The 6369-nt window shown below is 28.6% G+C and carries 7 protein-coding genes; all 7 read right to left on the bottom strand.

The window, feature by feature from the left end; translation table 11 throughout:
* Window positions 1-113: 113 nt before the first annotated feature.
* Window positions 114-1592, bottom strand: a complete 1479-nt coding sequence (locus Q4A58_RS07760; RefSeq protein ID WP_303118088.1) for a hypothetical protein — start codon at window positions 1590-1592, stop codon at window positions 114-116.
* Window positions 1589-2407, bottom strand: a complete 819-nt coding sequence (locus Q4A58_RS07755; RefSeq protein WP_303118087.1) for a nitrogenase iron protein NifH — start codon at window positions 2405-2407, stop codon at window positions 1589-1591. The genes Q4A58_RS07760 and Q4A58_RS07755 overlap by 4 nt, the downstream gene beginning before the upstream one ends.
* Window positions 2408-2418: 11 nt before the next feature.
* A complete protein-coding gene (locus Q4A58_RS07750; RefSeq protein WP_303118085.1) occupies window positions 2419-3195 on the bottom strand; it encodes an ABC transporter ATP-binding protein in 777 nt (258 codons plus the stop codon).
* Entirely contained in the window at window positions 3192-4208 is a 1017-nt protein-coding gene (locus tag Q4A58_RS07745) for an iron ABC transporter permease (RefSeq protein ID WP_303118083.1), read from the bottom strand. Before Q4A58_RS07745 ends, Q4A58_RS07750 begins: the two co-directional genes overlap by 4 nt.
* A 6-nt stretch (window positions 4209-4214) precedes the next feature.
* The gene (locus tag Q4A58_RS07740; RefSeq protein ID WP_303118081.1) at window positions 4215-5276 is read right to left on the bottom strand and encodes an ABC transporter substrate-binding protein; all 1062 of its coding nucleotides are present in this window, start codon (window positions 5274-5276) and stop codon (window positions 4215-4217) included.
* Between the two features lie 193 nt (window positions 5277-5469).
* Window positions 5470-5661 carry a helix-turn-helix domain-containing protein gene (locus tag Q4A58_RS07735; protein ID WP_303115266.1) on the bottom strand — a complete coding sequence of 64 codons (192 nt, stop codon included), beginning with the start codon at window positions 5659-5661 and terminating at the stop codon, window positions 5470-5472.
* Between the two features lie 274 nt (window positions 5662-5935).
* The coding region (locus Q4A58_RS07730; protein WP_303118079.1) for a YadA C-terminal domain-containing protein at window positions 5936-6369 on the bottom strand (434 nt) is incomplete at its 5' end.

Here is a 6369-nt window from a genome sequence, read left to right as displayed (position 1 = left end):
ACCGCTGACCTACGCAGTGCAAGTGCGTCGCTCTCCCAAACTGAGCTATATCCCCTCGAACTTACATATAATAACATAAGCTAAAATCTTTGTCAATATTTTTTTAGAGTTATTTATGAATTTTTTATATCAGCACTTAGCCATTGATAGTTCATTTCTACAAATTTGAATTTATACTTTGACTTTGCAGCCAACGGAAAAAATAATTGTTTATCTGCAATTAAAGTACTTCTATCATCTATAAGTTCCATTAAATCTTCTAATTTCTGACATTTAATAATAGCATTTTCCTCGAAAAATTTTTCAATTTCTATATCTAATTTTATATTTGAATGATAAAAACTTAAAATTATTTCTGCTTTTGGGTAAATTTTTTTTAATATTTTTTCATATGCCAATATTTGAATTGGCTCTCCAACTAATAAAATTCTACTTTCCTCACATAAGTCAGAAAGTTTAAAATGTAAATTTTTAGGATAAAATATTTTATAAGGGATTCCTGAAAGTTCTTTCCAAAGATTTGCTAATATTAAACCTTCTAAATTAGTAACTAATAACTCTGAGGGTAGACTATTATTTAATTCTATAATATATTTTTCTTTATTTTCCAACTCATTTATCTCTTCTAAAACAATTTTTTGATAGTAACCTACCAAAGTTGAGTAGCCACAAATTAAAGTTTTATCCGAATTAGTGGAACAATTTTTTAAATAATCCTCTAATATAAATTTATATGCTTTTTTTAAAAGAATAAAGGCTTGACTTCCATCTTCTGAAGATAACATAAGTGTTTTCAGATCATTATCTGAATAATATTCCTCTAATATAACATTATTAAAGCCTACTACTTGTGGTAAAAGAGTTTCAAAAAAAATTATATTTTTCTTATCTAAAAATTTAGCTTTGCTCTCCTTAACTATCTTATTCTCCAGACCAAAAGTCATATCTAAGTCATTGAATCTTGTAGTATATATATTATCCTTATTGATCTTATAATTTCCCCTCTTTATACAACTTATACAACCTCCAGGTTGTAATATACACTTTCTATGTTGACTATATTCCAAAGAGCACAGAACTATTTCTGTTTCACCTGCAAAAACAGGTTCTTCATAATGCTCTATTGGCTCTTCCTCGCTATCAAAATTTTTAAATATTTCCTCTAGGTAAGTTTTAGCTGAGAAATGTCTTTTTACCATAGGTCCTCTTTTTATAGGAAATATTTTTATATCTTTTTCATAATCTTCTATCTCAGATATGATATTTGTTAAATCTACAGCTGTAACAATCTCCATACAAGAAAAATATATAAAAATTTTTACTTTCTTTCTTAATTTAGTAAGTTCTAGCAATTTGTTTTTTATTTTCTCTTCAGCTCTACCTAAAGTGTAGTCCATTTTAGTTAAAGCACAGTGACTAAACTGTTTAAGCTTCCCAGTTTCTATAGCCTTTAAATACACTGCCCTTAAACAAGGATTTGCTCCCACAACTAACAATAAAGTATCCCTTCTAGTCCATATTTTATCAACCAGACCATTTAAAAAACTCATAGAATGCTCTGCTTCATTTAAGGACTCTATTTTCAAACTCATTTTAACATTCTCCTACATATAGTTTCCCTAAAATTTTCTAATTTTTCATCTGTCATAGGAACAAGCTCTCCATCATTTTCAATAAGAACTATTTCATTAGTTAAATCTAAAATTTCCTTTTCTCTTTCTGAAAATTTTTTACTTTCAAGTATTAATTTTCCTTCAAAATCGGATATTTTAAAAGAAAAATCTTCCTTTATTAAAGCAGCTATTTTAATATTTGTATATTCAGAGAAAGCTTCTATTATCTCTTTTTCATTTTCAGAGTTTATTTTATTCCCTATTAATATTCCTGCTAAAGGTTTTTTATCACTTTGATAGTTTTTAATTCCGTTTAAAATATTATTAGCTGCATATAAAGACATATAATCTGCAGATGTCACTATACAAATTTTATCCACATAATGTTTTCTCATAGGAATTGCAAAGCCACCACAAACTACATCTCCTAGTACATCATAGTTTATTACATCCCAATTTTCTTTTAATATTCCTATTCTTTCTAATTCTTGCATAGTTGTTGATATTCCTAAACCCGCACATCCAACTCCAGCTTTGGGTCCTCCAGTCTCTATACAAGATACTCCAAATTTCCCTTCTAAAACTATTTCCTCTCTTTTTATTTCGCCCTTTTCCTCCAATATTTCAAGAACTGTTTTCTGTTTTTTATTCAAAAAAAATCTTGTGGAATCAGATTTTGGATCACAACCTATATGCAAGACTTTTTTCCCCATTTTTGCAAAAGCTACAGACACATTTGATGCCAATGTAGATTTTCCTATTCCACCTTTCCCGTAAAATGCTATTCTTAACATATCTTTCCTTTTTATATTTTCTTAAATGTACAAACCTCTCTATCTAAATCACTGACATACACCTTTTTTAAAGGAGTTTTATAGATATTTTTTAATGTTTCTTCTGTCAACATTTCTTCTGCTGTACCATATTTAAATTCACCTTGATTATTTATTATTCCTACCTTACCTCCTAAAAGAATAACATGATCTGGTAAATGGGTCGTCATTAAAATAGTATAGCCCTCAGATGATAATTTTTTTAATATCTTTAATATTTTATACTGATTGCCCAAATCTAAGTGATTTGTTGGCTCATCTAAAAGTATAATCTTAGGATCTTGGACTAAAGTTCTTCCTAAAAATATAAGTTGATTTTCTCCACCACTCAATTCATTCATATTCCTATCAGCTAAATGGGATATTTTTATCTTATCCATAACTTGATAAACTATATCCCAATCTTCTTTTTTAGGATTTTCAAAAAGTCCTAGATGAGGAGCTCTGCCCATTAATAAGAAATCTTTCACTCTATATTCATAACTGCTATCATTATATTGCTTTACATAGCCTATTTTTTTGGCAATCTCCTTAATCGAATAAGTTTCTAATTTTTGACCTTCTAGTCTTATTTCTCCTTTTAAAGGGGCTAATATTCCCATAATTAATCTAAAAAGTGTAGATTTCCCTGCTCCATTAACCCCTAAAATTGAAAGAATTTCTCCCTTTTTCACTTTCAAATTAATATTATTTAAAGTTGCCCTTTCTCCTTTATATTGAAAGTATACATTTTTAACTTCTAATATCATCTCAATCTTAACCTCTGTTTTAATAATAAATAAAAATAAAATGGGGCTCCTAAAATTCCAGTTAAGATACTTAAAGGTATTTCTGATCTTGTTATTGTTCTTGACAAGGTATCTATTATCAACAAAAAAATTGCACCTAAAAAAAATGCAGTTGGTATAAGCTTTCTGTTGTCAACTCCTACAATTAATCTTGCAAAATGTGGAACAACTAAGCCTATCCATCCTATAGTCCCTGTCATAGAAACCGAACTAGCTGTCAATATTGTTGAAAGAATTATAAAAAGAACTCTCATTTTTTTTACCGCTAGTCCTAAACTTCTAGCATCTTCATCTCCAAGTGATAAAATATTTATTTGCCATCTAAGTTTATAAATTAAAATTGATGCCAAAGCTATAGGTACTAGTGAGTATTTTAAATCAGAGTGACTGATTCCTGCTAAACTTCCCAACTGCCAATAGGTAATTGGGGCTAGTTGTGTTTCAGGATCTGCAACATATTTTATTATTCCCATAATAGAAGTTAAAAGACCTGAAACAATTATTCCTGAAAGTACAAGAATTATCATCGATTGATTTTTAATAAATTTAGGTATAGCTAGAGTCATAGATACAGCTATCAATCCACCAAAAAAAGCAAATATTTGTATTAGAGTAGGATTAAATTGCAATAATATTGCAACAGCTGCACCTATAGATGCTCCTGATGAAACTCCTAATAAATCTGGTGCAACCAGTGAATTTTTAAATGTTCCCTGATATGTTGCACCAGATAAAGATAGGGAAGAACCTACTAAAATAGCTCCCACTATCCGTGGAAATCTTAATATTAATATCACGGCTTCTTTTTCTGCTGTAGAATTAAAAATATTTTTATTGAGAATCCTACTTAAAATAACCTTTATAATTTCCATAGGAGCTATATAATATCTGCCTATTGAGAACGATAAAAGACAGGTAATTATAAAAATTACAATAACCATTGTTATTTTATATTTATACTGGCTATTATTCATTTGTTACTACTCCAAATTTATTGGCTTACTATTTTTATTTAAATCATAATTTAAAATTTGGTCTATGTCAGCATCTGTCAATGTATAATTGAAATATTCTTTGAAATATTTTTTTAAATTTGCTTTAAACTTTATATTTTTAAAAATTTCTGGTTGCATTAGCTTCGCTAACCATTGCATCATAAGTGGTGTTTCTACTCCTGGAGCATCCCAACGATAAATTCCTATCGGTGTTTTATAAACTCTTTTTTCCTTTACAGCCTTAACTTGACTCCAATCTTGCCCTTTTATTGTATTTGCATATAAATCTTCAGGGCTAAACTGATCAAAATTGCTCAACAAAATAATATCAGGGTTTATTTTTACTATTTCTTCCATCGATAAAGACTTGCCTGTTATAGTATCTGCTCCTGATAGTTTTAGAGTTTCTTTTATGAAATTATCATTTCCTTGTAAGTCCAATTTTGAATTTTTTAAGTATAAAACCTTAGGTGCCTCAGCTTTTTTAATCTGTTCTTCATAAGACTTCATTTCTTCATATACTTTTGAATAAAGTTCTACAAATTTTTCTGCTCTTTGCTCTTTATTTAAAATCTTACCTACAACTTTCATACTATCCTGTAATTCTTCTATAGTTTTATTCTTCACCATAACTGGAGATATGCCCAGTGCCTTTAATTTATCAGCTTCATCTTTTTGATTATCCCATATTAACATAAGTTCTGGATTTAATTTTATTAACTCTTCCAAATTTATAGCAAAGTTTTGTCCTACAACCTTAGTATCAATCTTTCCGAATCCTGAATCTAATTTTTCTAAAAAATGCCCTTTATAAGCTCTCATTGAGCTAGGATTCATTGTAACAATCTTTTCTGAACCTCCATCAATAGCATAGACAACAGATGCCCAAGGAATAGGTGTTATTCCTATTTTTTTTATCTCTTTTTTTATTTCTATTTTATTTTTTGCTGCATCTTCAACAATTATAGTAGTGTTTGCATAAGAAAATGTTGATAGAATTGTACCCAATATAAGTAATTTCACTAATTTTTTTCTTAATATTTTCATAATAAACCTCCCAATCTTAATTTTAATTATTATAACATAATTTATATTTATTTGCTTATTAAAATTAAATTAAAAAATTAAGTTAATGTAAACAAAGTATTTTTTATTTAAGTAAATTTTTCTGAAATAGAAAGACTGCTGCATTCTAAAATCTTAGTTTGCAACAGCCCTATTTTAATATCTATAATCTTTATTACTCTCTTTCCTGCATAGCCTCTCTTAAAAATGGAAGCAGTGAACGGCTTATAATTACTATTCTACTCTCCACATTAAAACTCATAAGTTTTCTTTGTTCCAATAAATCATACCAAGTTGTCTTGCTTATTCCAAATAATTCTACTAATTCCTTTGTCGAACAAAATTCCCCCAGCACATCAAGTATCAAATGTTCTAAAAAATTTTCTATCTCATTTTTAGGTGACCAGTTAAAGAAATTATTAATATAAAAATCCTCCTGTGATAGAGGATTTTCTATTTTTTAAAATTTGAAAAACTATTTCTCTCATACACATAAGTATACCTCCTAATAATTTTTTTATTTTAATTTTTTATAGAATTTTTAATGAGATTATGTGAAAGCTCATTCCCCCTTTGCAATAGATTTTTTTTAATAACTTAGTTTTATAAAAATATGGGAGAAAACTTCTCCCATATTAAAATTATTTCTTTTTCAAAATCATTTCAAGTTTTTCTTCTAAAGACTTAATTCTTTCATTTTGTGAATTAACTTGAGCCTTTAGCTGATTATTTTCTCTTGTAAGTCTGCTCATTTCATCTTGCATTATATAACTAGGTGTGTTAGTTGTTGATGAACTTCCACCCTTACCTAGCTTCCAAGCTATACCCACATTCGCCATAGTCTTCACTCTTCTTTCACTACCTATTGCAAGACCTGCCGTCATTAAAACATTTTCACCAAAATAATGACTCATTCCGACTGCTATGGATTGCTTATTTCTGTAATGTCCAAAACCTGCCATTATCTGATTAGGTGCTTGTGGGTCATATTGCATAGGTTTTAAAGCCGACAGAGCTGCACTTAATGAACCAACATGATTTATTTCAGATTTTACCTCTGCAAATCTTTTATTTA

It is taken from the genome of Fusobacterium sp., from assembly GCF_030528405.1.
Lineage (GTDB): Bacteria > Fusobacteriota > Fusobacteriia > Fusobacteriales > Fusobacteriaceae > Fusobacterium.
The sequence above is the reverse complement of the archived record's forward strand: the minus strand, read 5'-3'. Positions and strand labels throughout refer to the sequence as shown.

Coding starts and splice junctions, on each gene's coding strand:
- Q4A58_RS07750 (WP_303118085.1), bottom strand. CDS start 3,195: ATGATATTAGAAGTTAAAAATGTATACTTTCAATATAAAGGAGAAAGG.
- Q4A58_RS07760 (WP_303118088.1), bottom strand. CDS start 1,592: ATGAGTTTGAAAATAGAGTCCTTAAATGAAGCAGAGCATTCTATGAGT.
- Q4A58_RS07745 (WP_303118083.1), bottom strand. CDS start 4,208: ATGAATAATAGCCAGTATAAATATAAAATAACAATGGTTATTGTAATT.
- Q4A58_RS07755 (WP_303118087.1), bottom strand. CDS start 2,407: ATGTTAAGAATAGCATTTTACGGGAAAGGTGGAATAGGAAAATCTACA.
- Q4A58_RS07740 (WP_303118081.1), bottom strand. CDS start 5,276: ATGAAAATATTAAGAAAAAAATTAGTGAAATTACTTATATTGGGTACA.